This is a genomic window from Mesorhizobium sp. FG116, assembly GCF_057809835.1.
The window spans coordinates 1-16,077 of the sequence record NZ_JBMDKS010000014.1; the positions used below are offsets into that span (position 1 = coordinate 1).

The following is a 16,077-nucleotide window of genomic DNA, read 5'->3' on the forward strand; positions in this document are numbered from 1 at the left end:
GCGACATGGTCGAGCAAGCCATCTCGCGCCACCTTCCGCCTGAACAATTCCAGATACTGAAGACAGCGGAGAACAGCGAACGCGAACTGATCGCAAGACTTGTTCGCAGGATTGGAGGATCAGCATGATAGAACATGTCCTCCTTGCCGCGCGCTGCGAGCTGCATGAACTCGCCGATGCACACCTGGTCGAGACGTTGGCGGTTGTAAGGACGCTGGGCATCGACCTCAGGGTAGTCGGCTGCCATATTGGTGGGATCGTCGTGACATCGATCTCGCTCTATCCTGGCGCCCGCTTCGACTTTTCGGTCGTGGACGACAACGAGGCCCTGGTGTTCGAGGCATTCGGCGTCGACGACGAGACGGTCGTCGACCTCGTCGCCATCCCGCTCGCCAACAAGGCTGCGGTCACGACGATGTTCGGCAGATGCGCACTTTTGGGGCTCTGCGCAGCGCTCAATCCGGCTACCTATTTCATGGGCGGCAGCCTCGCCGTCCACGAAACCGCGCTTGAGTGGATGAGGTCGGCCTGCCGCGGTGCCGCCATCGTCGAAGCCGGTCAGGCGGCACGTATCCTGCGTGACCTGCAGGGTCCGATCGCTGCCGCCAACATTTTGCATGGCCGCAGGCTGAAGTCGCTCATCGACACCGTTCCGACGCCTTCAATTCTGGTTCCGGAGAGGCGCGTTGCATGACCGGCGACCTGATACCCCTCACCGGACCCATTGCCGAGGAGAACTGCCCGCCGGCCTTCTCTGACGAGGCACTTGCCCTGCAATTTGCGGAGCAGCATCGAGATGACCTGCGCTACGTCGCGGCCTGGACTAAATGGCTGCGCTGGACTGGAAAGTGGTGGCAGATTGACGAAACGCTGTTCGCCTATGACCAGGTACGAGCCATTTGCAGGCAGGCTGCTTCCGAGTGCAATGATGGCAAGATTGCCTCATCCATTGCCAGTGCCAGGACCGTGGCCGCCGTTGAGCGATTGGCAAAGTCCGACCGCAGACTGGCTGCGGACGCCGATCAATGGGACGCAGACCCCTGGCTTCTCAACACGCCGGACGGCATTGTCGAGCTACGGACCGGCGGGACGCGCCCGCATAGCCCCTTAGACTACTGTACAAAAATTGCCGCAGCCTCGCCTGGAGGAAGTTGTCCCAACTGGCTGTCGTTCCTCGATTGTATTACCGCTGGCGACAGGGATCTCCAGCACTTCATACAACGCATGCTCGGCTACACGCTGACAGGAGATACATCGGCACATGCGCTGTTTTTCCTCTTCGGCAGTGGTGCCAACGGCAAGTCGGTGATGATCGATACGGTCGCGGGTATCTTCAACGATTACCATAGGACCGCGGCGATGGAGACGTTTACGGCCTCATCTCCAGAGCGGCACCCGACCGATCTGGCGGGCCTTCGCGGCGCGCGGCTGGTGACGGCAATCGAAACGGAGGAAGGACGCCGCTGGGCGGAGAGCCGCATCAAGACATTGACGGGCGGCGACCGGATCGCAGCGCGTTTCATGCGCCAGGATTATTTTGAATTCTCCCCGCAGTTCAAACTGGTCATCGCCGGCAACCACAAGCCGGGGCTTCGCTCTGTCGACGAAGCCATCCGGCGCAGGCTCCATCTGCTGCCCTTTACGGTGACTATTCCTCCAGAGGAACGCGATCCTCACCTGCCAGACAGGCTGAAGGGCGAATGGCCGGGCATTCTTTCCTGGATGATTCACGGCTGCCTTGACTGGCAACGGGCGGGGCTGATCCCACCAAAGGCGGTGCAGGACGCGACCGCTGCCTATCTCGACGCTGAGGACGCCGTCGCGGCCTGGATTGATGACTGCTGCGTGCGTGACCCAAGCCGGTGGACCTCCAGCACCGTTTTGTTTGAATCGTGGAAGACCTGGGCCGACGAGGCCGGCGAGTTCATAGGCTCCGCAAAGCACCTTAGCCAGACCCTCGAGACGAAAGGTTTCCAGCCCAATCGAAAAATGACTGGTCGCGGGTTTCAGGGTATCGCCGTCGAACGACCTGTCTGAGACGTATCCCGCTCCATGACGGATATGACGCCTGCTATGCTATCCACCGTTCACGCGCGCGTGTAACGGCGATAATCAGACAAAACGTCATATCCGTCATGGCCTGATTTTATGGGCGCGAATTGACGGCCTTTGCGCAATCGAGCGAAATGAAGAGAAAAACAGCAGGGATAGCAACAGCTTGGCCCTGATCTATACTTCCCGCATGCAATGAGGCTAGCGGGAAAATGGACAAGGGCAGCACCATCACTGACGAAACCTCGCACCGGGCGCCCGGTGATCAAGCACCTCCAAAAGTGCATGACGGGGCAGATCCCTGCCCTCTTGCGGTCGAGTACCGCCCTGCCTCTGACCTGATCCCTTATGCGCGTAATGCTCGCACGCATTCGGATGCGCAGGTGGCGGAGATTGCGGCGTCGATGCGGGAGTTCGGCTGGACCAACCCCATCCTGGTCGACGGCGAAAATGGTGTCATCGCCGGCCACGGCCGGCTGCTGGCGGCGAGAAAACTTGGAATGGCAGATGTTCCGGTGATCGAGCTTGCCGGTCTGAGCGAGGCGCAAAAGCGGGCCTATGTCATTGCTGACAACAAGCTTGCGATGAATGCCGGCTGGGATGCGGACCTGTTGGCGCTGGAGTTCGGCGACCTGCAGGACCTCGGCTTCGACCTATCCCTCACCGGCTTCGGCGAAACCGAGATCGGCAGCTTGATGAGCCGGGCAACACTCGGGCTCACCGATCCCGATGACGTGCCGGACGTGCCCGATGTCGCCACCAGCCGTCAGGGTGATCTGTGGCTTGTGGGCCGACACAGGCTGCTCTGCGGTGACAGCACCGATCGCGACGCCGCGGCGCGTGTGCTGGGTGGCGTGCGGCCTATTCTGATGGTGACCGATCCTCCCTATGGCGTCGACTATGATCCCGAGTGGCGCCTGAGGGCTGGTGTGGCCACCAAGGGCGAGCTTGCCACCGGCAAGGTGCTCAACGATGACCGGGCCGACTGGCGCGAGGCATGGGCGCTTTTTCCGGGCGATGTCGCCTATGTCTGGCATGCTGGCCTGCATGCGGGGACAGTCGCCGACAGTCTCGCCGCCACCGGCTTCCGGCTGCGCTCGCAGATCATCTGGGACAAGGGCCAGCTGGTGCTGTCGCGCGGCGATTATCACTGGCAGCACGAGCCCTGCTGGTATGCGGTGCGCGAGAGCGGCACCGGTCACTGGGCGGGTGACCGCCGGCAGACCACCGTCTGGCAGATTCCGAAGCCTGCCCGCAACGAAACCGGCCATTCGACGCAGAAGCCGGTCGCGTGCATGCGCCGCCCGATCGAGAACAACTCCTCACCCGGACAGGCCATCTATGAGCCATTCTGCGGCTCCGGTACCACCATCGTCGCGGCCGAGATGGCTGGTCGATGCTGTCATGCCATCGAGCTCAATCCCGCCTATGTCGACATGGCCATCCTGCGCTGGCAGGCATTTACCGGCGAGGCCGCGATCCTGGATGGCGATGGCCGCGCCTTTGCACAGGTCAAGGCAGATCGTTTTGAAGGGAAAGACTGATGGGGCGCCCGAGACATGAGCCGGATGCTTACCATCGGCGCCAGGTCGAGACGCTTGCCGGTTATGGCATTCCGGAGACGGAAATTGCCGGCCTGATCGGCATCGATCCAAAGACCTTGCGGCGCTACTATCGCCAGGAGCTCGACCATGGCCACACCAAGGCCAATGCCAAGGTTGCCGAGAACCTGTTCCGCAAGGCGACCGGCGAAGGTCGTGAGTCGGTGACAGCGGCAATCTTCTGGCTGAAGGCCCGTGCCCGCTGGAAAGAGACCAATGTCACCGAGATTGCGGGTGTTCCCGGCCAGCCTTTGAAACAGGTGCATGAGATCAGGCGCATCATCGTGTCTCCGGTCGAGCGCGAGGAATGGAAGCGTGAACGCGACGAACGCGTCAAGCGTCACATCGAGGCCGCACGCGATCAGGACCTGAGCATATGGAAGCCTGTCCAGTCATGAGTATCCATGAGAGCCACTTCACACCTATTCCCGGTCCTGCACAGGTAGAGGCTTTGGCGGGTTATGGGCTTTCGTCGGCCGACATTGCGAAGGTGCTGGATATCGATGAGGCGCTGTTGCGCTCGGCCTTCGAACACGAGCTCGACTGCGGCGGCATGAAGGCCAATGCCAAGGTTGCCGAGAACCTTTACCGCAAGGCAACGGGCGAAGGGCGCGAATCCGTCACCGCTGCCATCTTCTGGCTGAAGGCGCGTGCGCGCTGGAAGGAGACGAGTATCCACGAGGTGGAGGGCAAACTTGATACGAACGTCACATTCGTTACCACCTACGAAGAGCGTCCCTGCGACCGCTTGGAAACGAAAGTCCACGACGCCCGCCCGACGGGGCAACAGCCAGGAGAGACCTAGCAATGGAACAGGAACCTGAAGATCTCGGTCACGGCTTGCCGCTTGCCAAAGTGGAAGCTTTGGCCGGCTTCGGGCTATCGCCAGAGGAAATCGCCCATGTCCTGGAGGCAGATCTCGATGTCCTGAAATCGAGTTATGCCCGAGAACTCGAGAACGGCCGCATCAAGGCCAATCTGCGCGTCGCGGAAAGCCTGTACAGGAAGGCGACCGGCGAAGGTCGTGAGTCTGTCACCGCAGCCATCTTCTGGTTGAAAACTCGTGCCCGCTGGAAGGAAACCACCTCCACCGATGTTCAGGTCAGCTTCGCTACCCACGAGGAGATACTGGAGCAACTGCGCTGAGCGGGCCACGAACCAACCAGCGCCAATTAAGCGCTGCCTGTCGATCCAAATATTTCCGGCACGACCTGGGACCAGTTCAGACTTTCCCACGCTGAAAGAGGGCACTCTCTGATTGCCGACGCTCAGCGATCGGATCGTCCCAGGTAAGCTGCTCAATCTTGGAAATGACCAAATCGAACGTCTTTGACTCTTCCAACAGGGCCATATCGATGTCGCCGTTTTTCAGCGCGTTCAGCATGTTGACCTTGAGATCCGCGGCGGCCTCTTCACCCTCATTCTTGGCGACATGCCTCATCGCGTATTCGATGCACAGATAGAGCGTATTGAGGATAATCTTGACCTGTTCAATTTCGGGGCCTGCCATTTCCTCCATATTGTCAGCCATTTACGTTCTCCACATAGTCGTAGGGGAGCAACGCGAGCGCTCGTGAAGGGTTCCCCCGTTCATGTGGTCGCCGAACCCAAGATTTCGGTCTGCCTGTTACGCGCTGCCGACAGTCACCCGATCTGGAACCTATGCTGCGACCACGGGGCTCCCGTCGCCCATCGGCGTTCCTTCCGTCCACAGCGGCAGACTTCCCCCGAAAACTCCACAAGATCAGCAGCTTGACTTGCACATCGTCACGTATCGAGCACACTGCAAACGGTGGTTTGCAGTTTGAACACCCAAGGAGTTTTGCAACATGTCGAGCGCGGTGGCCTACTACAGGGTCTCGACACAACGACAAGGCCGTTCGGGTCTTGGCCTGGAGGCGCAGCGAGATGCAGTCGCCCGTTTTGCCGAAGCCGAGGGCATCTCGATCCTGGACGAGTTCAAGGAAGTGGAAACCGGTAAGGGAACTGATGCGCTCGATCGCCGCCCGCAATTGGCCGCCGCCCTCGCCTCAGCCCGGCTGGCAAAGTGTCCGGTCGTTGTCGCCAAGCTCGACCGCCTGTCGCGGGATGTCGCCTTCATTGCCGGCCTGATGGTCCAGCGCGTTCCATTCATCGTCGCCGAATTGGGCGCCGATGCCGATCCCTTCATGCTGCACCTTTATGCGGCACTCGCCGAAAAGGAACGTCGGATGATCTCGGAGCGAACGCGGGCCGCACTCGCCCTGCGAAAGGCAAGCGGTGCGGCTCTCGGCAACCCGACAAACTCCGCCGCAGCGGCAGCCAAGGGCCGAACCATCTCGATCGCCCAGGCTGACAGGTTTGCCACCGCCGTGCTTCCTATCGTCGAAACCATCCGCAGCTCCGGCATCACCAGCCTGCGCGGGATAGCGCGGGCCCTCAACAACCGCGGCGTCCGCACTGCCCGCAATGGCCGATGGCAGGTCTCCAACGTGCGCAATCTCTTGGCTCGATCACCAATGGCGAGATGAAGTCTCGAAATTCCTTTTATAGTCGGGAATAATACTACAGCGCTCAGGCGACCACTCGCAGTATATAAAATTGCACCCGCTGGGGCGCACCCCACATCATTCAAGACGTCATCGTGTTTGCACACCGGCAGATACCGGCGGCGACGTCCACCTCGTCGGCATGACGCTTCAGGAGATCGACGCCCTGCAGACGAAGATGCTGAAGCATCCGGCAAACTGCTTCAATTCTTCGGCGCTCGGTCGCTACCAGATCGTACGCACCACGCTGCGAACCGTCCGCAAATCGCTCAGCCTACCCGCCAATGCCCTGTTCGACTCCGAGATGCAGGATCGCTGTGCCTGCTATCTGCTCGGTCTGCGTGGCATCGACAAGTATCTTGCAGGCCGGCTTTCCGAAGACACCCTCATCGACAATCTTGCCCGTGAATGGGCCTCGCTTCCGACCGTCTCCGGCAATGGTGCCTATGCCGGTCAGAAGGCCGCTGTGAAGCCAGACCGAGTGCGGCAGTTCTTGTCGGAAGTCCGAGAACGCCATGCTGCAGGTCAGCCGGCCCGCGAAATCGTGGTCGAAAAGGAGATCGACAAGCCGGTCGTCCGCATCAGCGTCGAAGCAGAAATTTGCAGGCGTACTGATCGATGGAGCTGGATCACCACCATCTTCGGCTCTGGCGGCGCAGGCCTCGCCGCGTTCGCTGGCATGGACTGGCAGACCGTCACCGCCATCGGCGCACTCGCGCTGGGCTGCTTACTCATTACGCTTCTGCTGCGACGGCAAATCGTTTGTGCAGTGCAGGAGGTTCGCAGGATTATTGAAACCGGATGAATGGCAGTCATGGAAGGTCTATCGAGCACGGCGATGGGCACAACTGTGCTCCCCTTATCAGGACCGGCCTTGGCGCCTCGACCTCGCTGTTGCTGTGGTCTGCTGGGTTGCCGGAATCTTCGCTTTCCCGACACAGGTTGGATAGCGGACACAGCCGAGGAAGCGCCCGTATGCGCCGCTGCGCTCGACTAGCCAGCCATCTTCGCATTCCGGACAAGTCTGATAGCTGGCACCGCAGCCGCATCGGTCCTCGGTCGTCCCATCCGCTCGGCGGGGCAGAGCCGTTCCGCAGGATTGGCATGCAGGCATAAGATTTCCACAATGCTGGACATGCTCGCAGCGAAACCAGATGGGACCGTCCTGTCCCATGACGCCCAGCAACCGCCCGCCACATTCCCCGCAGATATGAGTTGCGGGTTCCGTGCCCGGCGCCGCAGTTGACTGTGTATCTCAACCGCAACATAACAGACTCGAAACTGCATAGCGTCTATCGTCGCTGGTATCGAGGCTGACGTTTATGCGTCGCTTGGCAGCACTGCTCACGCACCCTTACTTGTCGTAAACGCCTCCCGGATGGACGTAAATTGGGGCGGGTCGGTGCGTGGTCAGTTGGGCTACGCTATCGATCGCTTCTTACCCTACGTGACAGGCGGCCTGGCGTTCATTGACTATGAAGGCGGCACAACCGCAGCGCTGGGTCAGCCAGTGTTCCCTGGCACCGGCTACAGCAAGACGACGTTAGGCTGGACGGTTGGTGTTGGTGCTGCCTATGCTGTCACAGACAATGTAGTCTTGAACCTCGAATATCGCTATTCAGATTACGGCAAAGAAACGTTCTCGACGCCCGCCGCTAGCGGGGGACTAACGTCAGTTGATCTCAAAGACCACGCGATCAAAATGGGCATTTCTTTCAAATTCTGATCGCGCAGATCAAACACACTGCCTAGCCCGGCCATCGCGCCAGGCTTTTCCCTTGGTCCTAGGTGACCTGCCACTGAACTGTCACCCAGCGGCGATTAGAACCTCGGCCGTTTCTGATCCGATACCATTCTTTGAACCGCCGGAAGGTGGAGTTTTCCGGCTGCTTCACGATGGCGGGCTGGTGGCACCCTCGGGATTGATCAACGAGATCGGCACCTTAGGTTGCTCACGATGCCGTTTCGAGCATTCCAACCAATGTTTTACCTGCAACTCCGGCCGTCCCTGTAAGACGGACAGCCGCACGCGCTAGGGCCAGGTCTGCTGCCGGTCCCGTCGGCTGCGGCGCTACTGTTTCAGAACTCCTTCCCCATCCGCCGGTCGATTGATAACCTGCCCCCGCCAAAGGCCCTATGATCGCTCCGCCTGCGGCCCAGAAGGTCGAATTGAATTCTGCCCTGCTCTGGACCTGGTGCAAGAAGGCGGCTCCGCCATCTACAAGCAGGTTTCGCTGACCCTCGACCGTAAGATATTGCAGATTCTCCTTGAGGAAGGCCATGCCCTCCGATGTCAGGAAAGCGTCCGAGCTTTTCGAGCAGATGCTTTTACAGGCTTCTTAAGGCATGTGACCACCGGCTAGTGCAACACGATTTCGTTCCGGATCGACCCGTAGGCTGAGTGGCCCACCCGTCCGCAAAAACTGGGGCGGAGGAAGATGGGCGTCTAGCTCCAATCAGCCTTCGCCCATGCCCTCAACAGGTTCGGCAGCGCTTCCTTGACGCACCTTTTGCTCAATAAGGCTTCCGACTTCTGCGTCGATTTGGTTCCAATATGCGAACGCTCGGCTCAAAACCGGCTCACGCACGCCACCCAGAAGGCTGCCCGCAACCTGTTCAACAAGCCCGTCGCGTTGCGCATCGCTGAAGACCTTGCGCACCAAGGTGCCAGGCTGACCAAAATCGTCGTCATGCGAATGCAGATTGTAGGCGCTGCGGACCATGTCGCCATCGGCCTCCCAGCCATCGGCGACTGGGCCAACATTGTCTGCCCAGCTTCGCCCGCCGCTGTTAGGCGCATGGACAGGTGCATTTCCACTATGGTGATATGCCATCTGGCCATCGAACATGTATGTGTCGACCGGAACCCTCGGCTGGTTCACCGGCAACTGGTGAAAGTTCGTGCCGATGCGGTTGCGCTGCGCATCGTTATAGGCAAAGGCGCGGCCAAGCAGCATCTTGTCTGGCGACAAGCCAATGCCCGGCACTGTGTTACCCGGCGAGAAAGCCGCTTGTTCGATCTGGGCGAAGAAATTTTCCGGGTTGCGCTGGAGCGTCATGGTGCCGACCTTGATAAGCGGGTAGTCAACGTGCGGCCACACCTTAGTCAAGTCGAATGGGTTAAACCGGTAAGCCTTGGCTTCGACATAGGGCATGATCTGAACAGACAGCGTCCAGCTCGGATGCTCGCCACGTGCAATTGCTTCGAAGAGGTCGCGGCGATGGAAGTCGGCATCGCTGCCGGCGACTCTGGCAGCCTCGGCGTTATTGAAGAAAGCCATTCCCTGCGCGGTGTGGAAATGATATTTCACCCAGAATTTCTCACCCTTAGCATTGATCCACATATAGGTGTGAGAGCCATAGCCGTTCATGTGGCGCCAGGTACGGGGCAGACCGCGTTCTCCCATCAGGTAAGTGACCTGATGAGCTGTCTCAGGGTTGCTGGTCCAGAAATCCCACTGCATGTGATTATCGCGCAGGCCGGAATCGGGAAGCCGTTTTTGACTTCGGATGAAATGAGGAAACTTCATCGGATCTCGCACAAAAAAGATCGGCGTGTTGTTGCCGACAAGATCATAGTTGCCTTCATCCGTGTAAAACTTGAGGGAGAAACCGCGCACGTCGCGCCAAGTGTCTGGACTGCCCATTTCACCTGCCACCGTAGAGAAGCGCGCGAGCATCTCAGTTGACGCTCCCTTCTGAAACAACGCGGCCTTTGTGTAGGCCGATACGTCTTCGGTGGTATGGAACACCCCGAACGCCCCGGCACCTTTTGCATGCGGCTGCCGCTCGGGCACCTTCTCGCGATTGAAATGGGCCATCTGCTCCAGGAAATGCACGTCGTGAAGCAGAATCGGACCGTCCGCGCCGATAGTGAGCGAGTTTCTGTCGCTTGGTGACGGTGCGCCATTGCCCATGGTGGAGCCAGTGTATTTCTGCTCGTTTGAGTTGGTCATAGGATTATTCCTTTCTGAGACCATTTTGTCTTATCTCCACAAAATTTCTATATATGTGGTGCAACTCACACGTGTTTCAGCGTGAATTGGACCGATAAAGAACACGGAACCTCGGCGGCATGGGCTGAACCATTCCTTGACCCGGGACAGTCTGGACAGAGATGATCTGCCCGGCATCTATGCCATGCTTTGCCAGCGCAGCATTGAGGGCCGTAACCGTGTCCTCGGTATAAAGTTCATCGATTCTCTCCGTCTTACCAAAGTTATAGCTTTTATTTTCGACTACCATGGCAATACTCCTTAGCTCTTCGGTGAATACGGAAATACTGTGGGGAGGCTATCGCGGTTAGTGCCTTGCAGAAGCGTAGGGAGCAACCCGGCAAGGGAAATTTTATGTTAGGCATTGTTTATAACAAGGTATAACTGGATTTTAGTTTGCCACAATAAGAACCACGACGCCATCCCCCGCTGCGGCTATTTTGACAAAGTCGCTGAACTGCGCGCAGTGACCCAACAGCCAAATCCTTCTTTCGCTTTAGGTCAATTGACATATGACGGCAGGAACAGCCGAACCTCGTGCCTAAGTGCCACAAGGACCCGAGCCAAGCGGTCCAATCGCGTAAGGCGAGGCCGGAGCGGACTCATCTAATACTAATTACACACTCCATCACACTACGTCGGGCGAGCTACCCGTGGATTGTGAGAGTGGTGAGGCCCGGTGGTTGGGACCCAAGCCCGAGGAGGGGCTACCGGGCCTCGTACTGCGATTTATGCAGCATCTATACTAAATATAAGCGCAGGGATAGTTGAGCAAGAGGTGTTTTCCGATATGTCGTGGATAGACAAAGCTTGGTCTCAAAATTATTTGGCGGAGCCTTCTCTGCAACCAGTTCCTTAGCTAATTGTGCACGGCCTCCGACGCCGATGACTGAGGTGGTGCCGGTTTCTGAGGCAGGGGCATAAGGTGGATTTTCCGACGAAAAGGACGATCCAGCATGAAGACACGCAGACGGTTTACGGCCGAGTTCAAGGCCAAGGTCGCGCTTGAAGATATCCGCGGCGAGCGGACGATTTCAGAATTGGCGACGAAGCACCGGCTTCACCCCAACTAGATCACGCAATGGAAGCGACAGGCCATCGAGAATCTGGCCAAGGCGTTCGACGACAAGGCAACGGATGCACAGGTCGGCCGGGAGGCCGAGGTGACGAAGCTGCACGCCAAGATCGGCCAGCTTGTCGTCGAGCGGGATTTTTTGGCCAAGGCCTTCGATCGCTGAGCCTGGATCGGAGGAGAATGATGATTGACTCCGATCACAACCGGCTCTCGATCCGCCGCCAGTGCGAACTGGTCTCGATCTCGCGGGCCTCGTTCTACCGCCAGCCGGCTGGAGAGACTCCCGAGAACCTCGAACTGATGCGCGTCATCGACGAGGCGTTCATGGAGATGCCCTGGTATGGCTCGCGCCAGATGGCGCGGCACCTACGGCGTCAGGGCTGGTGCGTCGGCCGCAAACGTGTGCGTCGGCTGATGCGCAAAATTGGTCTGTCGCCGATCTACCAGGCCCCAAAGACCAGCGCGCCGCATCCGCAGCACCGCATCTATCCTTACTTGCTGCGAAGATGGAGGACCTTTTCCTCAATCTCGACCGGCGTCCGTTTGGCATGCCACTTCGGAATCGGCGGCCGATTAACCAGACCGGCGTCCCCATGTTTCCGGTAAGCTTCACGCCACCGGTAGAAACTGCCGCGGCCGACGCCAAAATACCGACATGTCTTCGCGACGTGACCAGTCACTGCAGCGTGCTGAAGAATTCGAAGCTTGCGCGCGATCTCGCGTTGAGCCTTGCTCATGAACACCTCCTTCGTCCCAGAATTGGGAGCTTATTCGAGATGTCCCGCGAGTACCGACATATCTACAGTCGAGAATATCCTTCATTCACAATCCCTCTCTGAAATCCGATTATGGCAAGGCGTCAAAATCCGGCCGTCGATGGCCTTCGATCAAGGCCCGTAGCCCGTCAGGCGCGACCACTTCGACCTTGTCGCCCCACTGATCGAGATGCCAGGCCATCTCGAGCCAGCCCCCAGCCGTGAATCGAACGATAAGGCTGCCGTCATCCTGTGGCTCAAGGATCTGCGTGGGGTGAAAGCGGAATTTGGCGGCGCGGGCAGCGGCCTCGGGCGCGAAACGCCAGATCACCTCGCCGTACTGCGCGGGATCCTGATAAACGCCGAACGCCGTGGCGGCATAGTCCTCCAGGATGAACTCCGGCGCGAAGGCAAAGCTTTCGTCCAGCACCTCGGCAGCATGGATCCGGTCCATGCGGAAGTTCAGGATCGTCTCGCTGCGCGCCGGTTGCCGGGCCACGAGGTAGCTGCGGTGACCCAGCAGCAGGCCGTGCGGTTCGATCACCCGTGGCGCGGCGTCCACCGATCCATAGGTGACGCGCCTCCGAGGCGACGGCGCTCTGGCTGCAGACCATGGCACCGCTCGCCCAAGGCGACACCGTCGAGTTGCAGGGCACCTTCCGCGCCGCCGACGGATACTTCGCCGCCGATCACACGTCCTTCTGGGGCTGCAAGGTCGGCTGAGCGGCGGAAGGAGGACCCGATGAACCCACCCCGATCCGAGGGCTACGTCCGCATGCCCGACGCCGAGTTCGAGGCGATCCTGACCCGGGCGGCCGAGGAAGGCGCGAAGCGCGCGCTGGCCGATGTCGGGCTCGACGGCGACGAAGCCGCGCTCGACATCCGCGATCTGCGCTCCCTGGTGGACTGCATCCGGCTGGTGCGCCGCACCGCCATGCAGACGGTGGTCCGCATGATCACCACCGGCGTCATGCTGGCGCTGCTCGCGGGCATCGCCATCAAGCTCAGGATCTTCGGCGGCAGCCCGTAGACGCGCCCCATCCCAATTCATCAGCCCAACCGCACCCGCCCTCGAGGCGGGTTTTTCGTTTTCGGAGGACCCCATGACCACGACCTTCCACCGCCATTGGCGCGACGTGTCGGAGAGCGCCTGGCGCTGGCCGAATTTCAGCCCGGCCGAGATCGCCTGCCGGGGCACCGGCAAACTGCTGGTCAACGAACCCGCGCTCGACAAGCTGCAGGCGCTGCGCGACCGGCTGGGCAAGCCGCTGATCGTGCGTTCCGCCTATCGCAGCCCCGAGCACAACCGCGCCGTCGGCGGCGCGGGCCGGTCGAAGCATCTCGACGGTGCGGCGTTCGACATCGCCATGACGAACCACGACCCGGTGGCGTTCGAGGCGGCAGCGCGCGCGGTCGGGTTCCTCGGCTTCGGCTTCTACCCGCGCTCCGGCTTCATCCATGTCGATCTCGGGCCCGCACGGCAGTGGGGCGAGCGGTTCCCGATCCGGGCGACTGCCTTCGCGGCGGAGACGCCGCCCGCGCGCGAGGTGCTGGCCGACAGCCGCACGATGAAAGGTGGTGGTGCGGCCGGAGTGGCGACGCTGGGCGCGGCGGGTGTCGAGATCGCGCAGAGCGTCCTGGCCGAGACGCAATCCGCCATCCTGCCTCTCGTGCCGTATCTCGACACGCTGCGCTGGGTGTTCATCGCCGTTGCGCTAGGCGGGATCGGCGTCACGATCTACGCCCGCCTCGACGACTGGAAGCGGGGGCGGCGGTGATCGCCGCGCTTATCACCGGGATCGCCGCCGGCCCGTGGATGCGGGCGGCGCTGCGCTACGGCGCCATCGCGCTCACAGTGCTCCTGTTCCTGCTTGCGCTTCGGCGGTCCGGCGAGCGAGCGGGACGCCTCGCCGAACGTCTCGAAACTTCGGAGAAGATCAATGACGTCCAACGCCGGATGCTGGAAGCGGCATCTCGCCGCCCTCGCGATCGCGACGAGCTTGCTGAGCGGCTGCGCGACGGTCGGTTCTGAGCCGGGCGGGCTTGCGGTGTGCCCTCCCGTCGTCGAGTACAGCCGCGAGCGCCAGGCGCGGGCGGCTGACGAGCTTATGCTGCTACCGGCGCCCTCGGCCGTCGCCGAGATGATGAGCGACTATGCGGTGATACGTGAGCAGGCGAGAGCCTGCGGATGTCGTTGAGCACCAGCGGCGCATCACATAGGAGAACGGCAGTTCGCCAGCGCAAGCGCGGTCAGCACGCCAGGGTTGCGTCGGCAAGAGCATCCTTGATCCGGGGAACCAGCTCTCGCGCCGTGCGCCCTGCACCGATCAGCGTTGCAGACGCGGCACCCGTCCAGTTTCCGTAGCCCGCCAGCCACAGCCGTGGCTCCTCGACCGCACGCTGGTCGAGGACCTCGATACGCCCATCAGGTTCGACGACGCCGAGCGGCCGAAGGTGCTCGGTTGCAGCACGGAAGCCTGTGCACCACAGGACCGCGTCGATCTGCGTCTCGGTCCCGTCCCGCCAGACCACGCCGGTCGCGGTGAAGCGCTCGAAGGGACGGACGGAAGTGAGCACGCCCCGATCTCTCGCCTCCTTCACAGGCGGGACCATGACGATGTCGCCCAGCGTGGTGGTCGCGGCCTGATCGACGTCTCCGAGCACGCGCGCGCTGGCACGCTCGAAGAGGACCCGGCCGTCGACGTCGTCAGGCAGAAAGACCGGCTCCTTCAGCGTAACCCAGATGGTCTCGGCGACCTCGCTCACTTCGGCGAGAATCTGGGCCCCGGAATTGCCACCGCCGACGATCAGCACCCGCTTTCCGGCGAAGGGCTGCGGGTTTCGGTAGTGCGCCGAATGAAGCTGAATGCCTCGGAAGAGCTCCCGGTCAGCATAGTCCGGAACATAAGGCGCGCCCCACGTCCCGGTGGCGCTGACGACCGCGCGTGCCGTCAGGCTGCGCTGATCCTTCAACCGGAGACGAAGCCGCTCGCCGTCGCGCTCCACGGCTTCTATTTCGCATGGGCGTTCAATCGCAAACCCATAGCGAAGCTCGTAGCGGGACAGATAGTCGACCACCTCGTCGCGTGTCGGAAAGCCTTTCGTCCGGCTCGGTGGCATCGGCCAGCCGGGAAGCGAGCTGTAACCCGCGGGCGAAAACAGGCGCAGCGAGTCCCATGTATGACGCCAGGCGCCGCCGGGCCGCTCCTCCGCGTCCAGCACGACGAAATCGAGACCGGCGCGGCGAAGGTAGTAGGCGACCGCGAGCCCGGCCTGTCCGCCCCCGATCACCACGACATCATGATCAGGGTCGCTCATGCCGAGCGCTTCTGCGGCGCGATGGCAATCGACGAGAGGTCCGCCGCCGCGTCCACGGCTTTTCCTGCGACCTTCCTTTCCGAGTAGCGGTCGACGAGACGCGCCGCATGAGGGCGGGTGAGGATGGTGAAGCGGACCAGCTCCTCCATCACGTCGACGATGCGGTCGTAGTAGCTCGAGGGCTTCATCCGGCCGGCCTCGTCGAACTCCTGATACGCCTTGGCGACGCTCGACTGGTTTGGAATCGTGATCATCCGCATCCAACGGCCCAGAAGGCGGAGCGTGTTGACCGCGTTGAAGCTCTGCGAGCCGCCCGACACCTGCATCACTGCAAGCGTGCGCCCCTGCGTCGGGCGCATCCCGCCCATGTTGAGCGGCAGGTTGTCGATCTGCGCCTTCATCAGGCCGGTGATCTGACCGTGCCGCTCGGGGCTGCACCAGACCATGCCTTCGGACCACATCGCGTGCTCGCGCAGCTCGTGGATCGCGGGGTGGTCATCGCCTGCAATCTGGTCGGGAAACGGCATGTCCGAAGGGTCGAAGATGCGGATCTCGGCGCCGAAAAGGTGCAGCAGCCGCGCCGCCTCTTCGGTCGCCAGCCGGGAGTAGGAGCGTGGCCGCAGCGATCCGTAGAGCAGCAGGATCCGCGGCATGTGGTCCTCAGGTCCAAGTTCGATCGCGGGGCGCTCCTGCACGAAGCGCCTGTCGAGAGCCGGAACATGGTCGGGGTCGGGCAGTGTGCGCAAACGCATG

19 protein-coding genes and 2 pseudogenes are annotated in these 16,077 nt (G+C 61.1%); 13 read left to right on the forward strand and 8 right to left on the reverse strand.

The features are described 5' to 3' along the window. The first annotated feature begins 124 nt into the window (after window positions 1-124). The 6 genes from ACODTY_RS12625 (at window position 125) to ACODTY_RS12650 (ending at window position 4,799) form a co-directional block, all read left to right on the forward strand. Window positions 125-694: a hypothetical protein gene (locus ACODTY_RS12625; protein ID WP_488994612.1), complete on the forward strand. Its 570-nt coding sequence runs from the start codon at window positions 125-127 to the stop codon at window positions 692-694. Further along, window positions 691-2,037, forward strand: a complete 1,347-nt coding sequence (locus tag ACODTY_RS12630; protein WP_488994613.1) for a phage/plasmid primase, P4 family — start codon at window positions 691-693, stop codon at window positions 2,035-2,037. Before ACODTY_RS12625 ends, ACODTY_RS12630 begins: the two co-directional genes overlap by 4 nt. A 227-nt stretch (window positions 2,038-2,264) precedes the next feature. Continuing rightward, complete coding sequence (locus tag ACODTY_RS12635; RefSeq protein ID WP_488994614.1) at window positions 2,265-3,596, forward strand: site-specific DNA-methyltransferase; 1,332 nt, start codon at window positions 2,265-2,267, stop codon at window positions 3,594-3,596. After that, window positions 3,596-4,051, forward strand: coding sequence for a hypothetical protein (locus ACODTY_RS12640; RefSeq protein ID WP_488994615.1), 456 nt, complete (start codon window positions 3,596-3,598; stop codon window positions 4,049-4,051). Before ACODTY_RS12635 ends, ACODTY_RS12640 begins: the two co-directional genes overlap by 1 nt. Then, window positions 4,048-4,458 carry a hypothetical protein gene (locus tag ACODTY_RS12645; RefSeq protein WP_488994616.1) on the forward strand — a complete coding sequence of 137 codons (411 nt, stop codon included), beginning with the start codon at window positions 4,048-4,050 and terminating at the stop codon, window positions 4,456-4,458. Before ACODTY_RS12640 ends, ACODTY_RS12645 begins: the two co-directional genes overlap by 4 nt. Window positions 4,459-4,460: 2 nt before the next feature. Beyond that, window positions 4,461-4,799: a hypothetical protein gene (locus ACODTY_RS12650; protein ID WP_488994617.1), complete on the forward strand. Its 339-nt coding sequence runs from the start codon at window positions 4,461-4,463 to the stop codon at window positions 4,797-4,799. Window positions 4,800-4,875: 76 nt separating this feature from the next. Here ACODTY_RS12650 and ACODTY_RS12655 read toward each other — a convergent pair whose 3' ends face one another. Continuing rightward, a complete protein-coding gene (locus tag ACODTY_RS12655; RefSeq protein ID WP_488994618.1) occupies window positions 4,876-5,184 on the reverse strand; it encodes a hypothetical protein in 309 nt (102 codons plus the stop codon). A 298-nt stretch (window positions 5,185-5,482) separates the two neighbouring features. On the opposite strand from ACODTY_RS12655, the gene ACODTY_RS12660 reads away from it, so the two are divergent. Beyond that, a complete protein-coding gene (locus ACODTY_RS12660) occupies window positions 5,483-6,163 on the forward strand; it encodes a recombinase family protein (protein WP_488994619.1) in 681 nt (226 codons plus the stop codon). A 70-nt stretch (window positions 6,164-6,233) separates the two neighbouring features. Then, window positions 6,234-6,986: a lysozyme family protein gene (locus ACODTY_RS12665; protein ID WP_488994620.1), complete on the forward strand. Its 753-nt coding sequence runs from the start codon at window positions 6,234-6,236 to the stop codon at window positions 6,984-6,986. Between the two features lie 57 nt (window positions 6,987-7,043). Here ACODTY_RS12665 and ACODTY_RS12670 read toward each other — a convergent pair whose 3' ends face one another. Further along, window positions 7,044-7,355, reverse strand: a complete 312-nt coding sequence (locus ACODTY_RS12670; protein WP_488994704.1) for a topoisomerase DNA-binding C4 zinc finger domain-containing protein — start codon at window positions 7,353-7,355, stop codon at window positions 7,044-7,046. A 204-nt stretch (window positions 7,356-7,559) separates the two neighbouring features. Here ACODTY_RS12670 and ACODTY_RS12675 point away from each other — a divergent pair, with 204 nt between their 5' ends. Next, entirely contained in the window at window positions 7,560-7,907 is a 348-nt protein-coding gene (locus ACODTY_RS12675; protein WP_488994621.1) for an outer membrane protein, read from the forward strand. Window positions 7,908-8,637: 730 nt separating this feature from the next. On the opposite strand, the gene ACODTY_RS12680 is transcribed toward ACODTY_RS12675, so the two are convergent. Together ACODTY_RS12680 and ACODTY_RS12685 are read right to left on the reverse strand one after the other, a co-directional pair. Next, window positions 8,638-10,137, reverse strand: a complete 1,500-nt coding sequence (locus ACODTY_RS12680; RefSeq protein ID WP_488994622.1) for a catalase — start codon at window positions 10,135-10,137, stop codon at window positions 8,638-8,640. A gap of 76 nt (window positions 10,138-10,213) precedes the next feature. Beyond that, window positions 10,214-10,426: a hypothetical protein gene (locus tag ACODTY_RS12685; RefSeq protein ID WP_488994623.1), complete on the reverse strand. Its 213-nt coding sequence runs from the start codon at window positions 10,424-10,426 to the stop codon at window positions 10,214-10,216. A gap of 706 nt (window positions 10,427-11,132) precedes the next feature. On the opposite strand from ACODTY_RS12685, the pseudogene ACODTY_RS12690 reads away from it, so the two are divergent. Further along, window positions 11,133-11,755: pseudogene (locus tag ACODTY_RS12690) on the forward strand (IS3 family transposase); the annotation flags it as partial. Here ACODTY_RS12690 and ACODTY_RS12695 read toward each other — a convergent pair. Beyond that, window positions 11,746-11,988 (reverse strand): annotated as a pseudogene (locus tag ACODTY_RS12695) (helix-turn-helix domain-containing protein); the annotation flags it as partial. The pseudogenes ACODTY_RS12690 and ACODTY_RS12695 sit on opposite strands and share 10 nt — an antisense overlap. Before the next feature lie 109 nt (window positions 11,989-12,097). Further along, a complete protein-coding gene (locus ACODTY_RS12700; RefSeq protein ID WP_488994624.1) occupies window positions 12,098-12,625 on the reverse strand; it encodes a helix-turn-helix transcriptional regulator in 528 nt (175 codons plus the stop codon). Between the two features lie 123 nt (window positions 12,626-12,748). On the opposite strand from ACODTY_RS12700, the gene ACODTY_RS12705 reads away from it, so the two are divergent. The 3 genes from ACODTY_RS12705 (at window position 12,749) to ACODTY_RS12715 (ending at window position 14,038) form a co-directional block, all read left to right on the forward strand. Beyond that, window positions 12,749-13,036, forward strand: coding sequence for a DUF6127 family protein (locus ACODTY_RS12705; protein ID WP_488994625.1), 288 nt, complete (start codon window positions 12,749-12,751; stop codon window positions 13,034-13,036). Between the two features lie 73 nt (window positions 13,037-13,109). Continuing rightward, window positions 13,110-13,784, forward strand: coding sequence for a YcbK family protein (locus ACODTY_RS12710; RefSeq protein ID WP_488994626.1), 675 nt, complete (start codon window positions 13,110-13,112; stop codon window positions 13,782-13,784). After that, the gene (locus tag ACODTY_RS12715) at window positions 13,781-14,038 is read left to right on the forward strand and encodes a hypothetical protein (RefSeq protein WP_036709847.1); all 258 of its coding nucleotides are present in this window, start codon (window positions 13,781-13,783) and stop codon (window positions 14,036-14,038) included. Before ACODTY_RS12710 ends, ACODTY_RS12715 begins: the two co-directional genes overlap by 4 nt. 218 nt (window positions 14,039-14,256) lie before the next feature. Here the strand turns inward: ACODTY_RS12715 and ACODTY_RS12720 are convergent, their stop codons facing one another. After that, window positions 14,257-15,324, reverse strand: coding sequence for an ArsO family NAD(P)H-dependent flavin-containing monooxygenase (locus tag ACODTY_RS12720; protein WP_036709846.1), 1,068 nt, complete (start codon window positions 15,322-15,324; stop codon window positions 14,257-14,259). Continuing rightward, window positions 15,321-16,076 (reverse strand): arsenical resistance protein ArsH, encoded by a 756-nt coding sequence (gene arsH / locus ACODTY_RS12725; protein WP_263568231.1) that lies wholly within the window; start codon window positions 16,074-16,076, stop codon window positions 15,321-15,323. The genes ACODTY_RS12720 and arsH overlap by 4 nt, the downstream gene beginning before the upstream one ends. Window position 16,077: the final 1 nt, after the last annotated feature.

What these genes read in the sequence shown, in the direction of transcription:
- ACODTY_RS12625 (WP_488994612.1), top strand. Translation starts at nt 125, where the DNA reads ATGATAGAACATGTCCTCCTTGCCGCGCGCTGCGAGCTGCATGAACTC.
- ACODTY_RS12630 (WP_488994613.1), top strand. Translation starts at nt 691, where the DNA reads ATGACCGGCGACCTGATACCCCTCACCGGACCCATTGCCGAGGAGAAC.
- ACODTY_RS12635 (WP_488994614.1), top strand. Translation starts at nt 2,265, where the DNA reads ATGGACAAGGGCAGCACCATCACTGACGAAACCTCGCACCGGGCGCCC.
- ACODTY_RS12640 (WP_488994615.1), top strand. Translation starts at nt 3,596, where the DNA reads ATGGGGCGCCCGAGACATGAGCCGGATGCTTACCATCGGCGCCAGGTC.
- ACODTY_RS12645 (WP_488994616.1), top strand. Translation starts at nt 4,048, where the DNA reads ATGAGTATCCATGAGAGCCACTTCACACCTATTCCCGGTCCTGCACAG.
- ACODTY_RS12650 (WP_488994617.1), top strand. Translation starts at nt 4,461, where the DNA reads ATGGAACAGGAACCTGAAGATCTCGGTCACGGCTTGCCGCTTGCCAAA.
- ACODTY_RS12655 (WP_488994618.1), bottom strand. Translation starts at nt 5,184, where the DNA reads ATGGCTGACAATATGGAGGAAATGGCAGGCCCCGAAATTGAACAGGTC.
- ACODTY_RS12660 (WP_488994619.1), top strand. Translation starts at nt 5,483, where the DNA reads ATGTCGAGCGCGGTGGCCTACTACAGGGTCTCGACACAACGACAAGGC.
- ACODTY_RS12670 (WP_488994704.1), bottom strand. Translation starts at nt 7,355, where the DNA reads ATGGGACAGGACGGTCCCATCTGGTTTCGCTGCGAGCATGTCCAGCAT.
- ACODTY_RS12675 (WP_488994621.1), top strand. Translation starts at nt 7,560, where the DNA reads ATGGACGTAAATTGGGGCGGGTCGGTGCGTGGTCAGTTGGGCTACGCT.
- ACODTY_RS12680 (WP_488994622.1), bottom strand. Translation starts at nt 10,137, where the DNA reads ATGACCAACTCAAACGAGCAGAAATACACTGGCTCCACCATGGGCAAT.
- ACODTY_RS12685 (WP_488994623.1), bottom strand. Translation starts at nt 10,426, where the DNA reads ATGGTAGTCGAAAATAAAAGCTATAACTTTGGTAAGACGGAGAGAATC.
- ACODTY_RS12705 (WP_488994625.1), top strand. Translation starts at nt 12,749, where the DNA reads ATGAACCCACCCCGATCCGAGGGCTACGTCCGCATGCCCGACGCCGAG.
- ACODTY_RS12710 (WP_488994626.1), top strand. Translation starts at nt 13,110, where the DNA reads ATGACCACGACCTTCCACCGCCATTGGCGCGACGTGTCGGAGAGCGCC.
- ACODTY_RS12720 (WP_036709846.1), bottom strand. Translation starts at nt 15,324, where the DNA reads ATGAGCGACCCTGATCATGATGTCGTGGTGATCGGGGGCGGACAGGCC.
- arsH (WP_263568231.1), bottom strand. Translation starts at nt 16,076, where the DNA reads ATGCGTTTGCGCACACTGCCCGACCCCGACCATGTTCCGGCTCTCGAC.